This is a genomic window from Petrachloros mirabilis, from assembly GCF_975968855.1.
The window spans coordinates 1-3,685 of record NZ_CDLUDY010000197.1; the positions used below are offsets into that span (position 1 = coordinate 1).

The 3,685-nt window shown below is 54.1% G+C and carries 5 protein-coding genes; all 5 read left to right on the forward strand.

The genetic code is table 11. From position 1 onward, the window contains the following. The coding region (locus ACWVCN_RS08000; protein ID WP_455245040.1) for a metal ABC transporter substrate-binding protein at window positions 1-632 on the forward strand (632 nt) is incomplete at its 5' end. A gap of 53 nt (window positions 633-685) precedes the next feature. Continuing rightward, complete coding sequence (locus tag ACWVCN_RS08005; RefSeq protein WP_455245041.1) at window positions 686-1,477, forward strand: metal ABC transporter ATP-binding protein; 792 nt, start codon at window positions 686-688, stop codon at window positions 1,475-1,477. A 51-nt stretch (window positions 1,478-1,528) separates the two neighbouring features. Continuing rightward, complete coding sequence (locus ACWVCN_RS08010) at window positions 1,529-2,353, forward strand: metal ABC transporter permease (RefSeq protein ID WP_455245042.1); 825 nt, start codon at window positions 1,529-1,531, stop codon at window positions 2,351-2,353. Window positions 2,354-2,547: 194 nt separating this feature from the next. After that, on the forward strand, window positions 2,548-3,198 hold the full coding sequence (locus tag ACWVCN_RS08015; RefSeq protein ID WP_455245043.1) for an outer membrane protein: 651 nt from the start codon (window positions 2,548-2,550) through the stop codon (window positions 3,196-3,198). A 274-nt stretch (window positions 3,199-3,472) separates the two neighbouring features. Next, the coding region (locus ACWVCN_RS08020) for a hypothetical protein (RefSeq protein WP_455245044.1) at window positions 3,473-3,685 on the forward strand (213 nt) is incomplete at its 3' end.

Consider the following 3,685-nt stretch of genomic DNA (forward strand, 5'->3'; position numbering starts at 1 on the left):
CGAACCTGGTCAAGAATGCCGGGAGCCCCGCGTTGACAGTCGTTACCACGTCCAAGGGGATCGCGTTGGTTCGAGATCGATCGGGGCATGATAGCGACCATCCGGGCAACGAGGAATCGGAGCAGGGGAATCCCCATGTGTGGTTGGATCCTGAAAATGCCGTCACCATGATGCGCCACATTACCGAGGCCTTGATTCAAGCGGACCCTGACCATGCACAGGAATATCGGGAAAACCAGGCTTCATACCTCAAACGATTGGATACGCTCCGCGCGGAACTGAACGAACGGTTGAGCGGATTGACTGACCGCCGGATCGTGGTGCATCACCCGGCCTGGCCGTACTTTGCCAGGCGTTTCAAGTTTCAGATCGTGGGGACGATTCAGGCCCAGTCCGGAAGTGAGCCATCGGCTCATCAGCTTCAGCACCTCATCGCGATGATCAAAAAAGAGCGGGTGAAAGTCGTCGTGTCCGAGATTCAGTTGAGCCAAAAGCTCCCCGACCTGTTGGCAAAAGAGACGGGGGCCAGGGTGCTCGTGTTAACCACCCTTCCCGGAGGCCTGCCGCGAACCGAGACCTACCTCGACATGCTTCGCTATAATGTGCTCCAATTGGCGAACGCGCTGGGATAGCATACGATCTGCGTCACAGGGTTCTTCTCACTGCCGGAAGGAGCCGGCTTCCCGTGTCGGAATCTCGCGAACCGATCATTCGATTTGACAAGGCCTCTTTCGGATTTCCTGGCGTCATTGCGCTGAAGGATATTTCTCTGTCCATTGGTGCCGGCGAGTTCGTCGGAGTGATCGGCCCCAATGGATCAGGGAAGACGACGCTTTGCAAGGCGGTGTTGGGCCTCATGGCTCCGGTCGAAGGGCATCTTCATATTTTCGATTGTGCCTGCGACGAGCTGCGTTGTTACCATCGGGCCAAGATCGGGTATTTGCCGCAGAAGGGTGTCGTCGATCGCAACTTTCCGGTGACGGTCCTTGAGACGGTGATGATGGGCCGGTACGGAGCACTGGGCCTCCTGAAACGGCCTTCTCGACAGGATCGGGACATTGCGTTGCACGCGCTGACCCTTGTGGGAATGGAGGGACACAAGGACACGGCCTTAGGGCATCTGTCGGGCGGACAGCAACAGCGGGTCTTTATCGCGAGGGCACTGGCGCAACAACCTCAGGTTCTGTTGCTGGACGAACCGACCACGGGCTTGGACATTACGACCCAGCACAACGTCATCGAACTGATTGAGCATCTGCACGAAGAACTGGGCCTTACCGTCCTGCTCATTACCCATGACATCAATATGATTCGTTCACGGGTCGACCGGCTGGTCCTGCTGAAGACCCGCCTCTATGCAGCCGGACCTCCGGAAGAAGTCCTCAAGCCGGAGATCCTCCGGCAGGTTTATGGCAAAGACCTGGTGATTACGGAAAAAGACCTGGTCATTGTCGAGGACTATCACCATCATCACTAGAATAGTCAGGCGAGAGGCACGTGGCGAGAAGCAAGAGGCAAGAGACGCGGTATGCTTGAACTGTTGATGTACGACTTCATGCAACGATCTCTCCTCGCAGCGGCGATGGTCGGAGGACTGTGTTCTGTGATCGGCGTGTTCGTGGTACTGAGAGGCCTGGCTTTTGTCGGGGCCGGCACAGCTCATGCGGCTTTTGCAGGTGTGGCGTTGGGTTATTTGATTGGATGGCCGCCATTAATGCTGGCGATTTGTTTCGGCCTCGCCACGGTCTGGATCACGGGATGGGTTGAGGAAAAAGGGAATATGAAGCTCGACGTGTCAATCGGGATTCTCTACACCACGACCATGGCGCTGGCCATTTTGTTCATCGGTCTGATGAAAACCTACAACGCAGAGGTGTACGGATACTTGTTCGGGAACGTATTGTCGGTCACGTCCGAGGAGCTCCGCGGGATAGGGGGATTGAGCGTTCTCGTGCTCGGGACAATCCTTCTCTTCTCGAAAGAGCTGTATTTCATCTCCTTCGACCAGGAAATGGCGGAGGCTTCAGGAGTACCGGCCAGGCGAATCTTCTTTCTTCTCCTGACACTCGTCGCATTGACTGTGGTGGTGTCGCTCAAGATTGTCGGCGCCATTCTCGTCTTTGCAATGGTGCTCATTCCGGCATCGACGGCATACCAGCTGACGCATAGCCTGTCGACGTTAACCATCTATTCCGTGATCATTGGGGTCGCCAGTTCGGTCGGTGGAGTTCTTCTCTCGGCACTTTGGGATATTTCATCCGGTCCCGCAATTGTTCTTCTCTCGACGGCTTTGTTCTTTCTCTCGGTCTTTCTTTCCCCGAAGCGGATGCGTCAGGCAGTTCCTGCGAGCTGATGTGCACCGCGTTTTTCTTCTTCCAGGATAGTTCTCTACAAGGAATTCCCTCCAATCTAAGTGGTGAGGCTGTTTTAGTGTTTCAACATGACATTGGCGGGCACTCATGTTACAAACGATACGTCTTAGATACTTGGACAATCATCGCAATTCTACTTCCCGTTGATTAGTAGAGGAGGCCAGAGGAGGCTGAAATGAGATTATCGATCCAGCGCGGAGCACTCGTAGGTCTGCTATGTTTTGGCGTCATTTTGTCGTCAGGATTTCTATCAGTAGGACAAGCAGAACCGTGGAAAAAGACTGATGGAGGGACGCAGGCGGGGCAGATGCTGCTCGGTATGCGGGCAGGGTTCGCCCCGCTGACCCAATCTCTCACAAGCCATAGCTCGACAGATGTGGGATCACTGGTTAACTTCCAGGCGTTCTATGGTCTGAACAAGTGGCTTTTGGTCGGGTTGATGTTGGAATGGGAGCGGCATGCCGTAGACCAGGTTGGGCCGGATTTGGATCTCGGCCATCAGGATACGGTTTCGGTACTCCCTACTATCGAAATCAGGCCGATCAAATATGGTCCGATCGTTCCCTATGTCAACATGAGTTTTGGCGTGAACGTGAACAACTTCGGCGAAAGCGACGACATTGCAGGCAACCGGATTTCACCAAGTAACACCTTCGCCTGGCGTGTCGGCTGGGGTGGCGATTACATGTTGACCGACAGACTGGCCTTGAATGCAGAAATGGCCTACAAGCGGAACGATGGGCACGCCAGAATAAATAATACGACCCGAAGTGATTGGAATGCCTCTTCATTCGGGTTTCTTTTTGGTGTGAACATGTTCTTTTGATCGTTGAGACACTTCGCCGATCCCCTTCCTTTCGGCCTTGGGCTGCGGCAAAGACATCGGATTGATTCACCCATTTCTGTGTGAAAGGATCCGCAGGGCTCGAAAGACGGACTTGTGTCGGAAATGAGTCGGCCTTGGACTTTTTTTACCGCAACGCCAGGCAGGCTCTCATGCATTTCTTGTGTTTTCTTCTCTCTACCTGCCGGTATCGATTTTGCTTTGACAGCAAACGGTCGGTTTTCTCGTGGTTTAATTTCATGACAGGAGGGCGGGCATGAATTCCAACAAGCTTCGGATCGCGGTAGCATCTTTATTTTTGGCGACAGCATTCATGACGATCGTCCTTCCCCTCAAGGCGTCAGCGCAGCAATCCAATGTGGACGAAGGAGGTATTGAGGAGGGGAAATGGGTTCTTGGAATGCGCGCCGGATTCGCGCCGCTTACACAACAGCTTGCACCCAATATATCCACGGATATCGGCTCACTC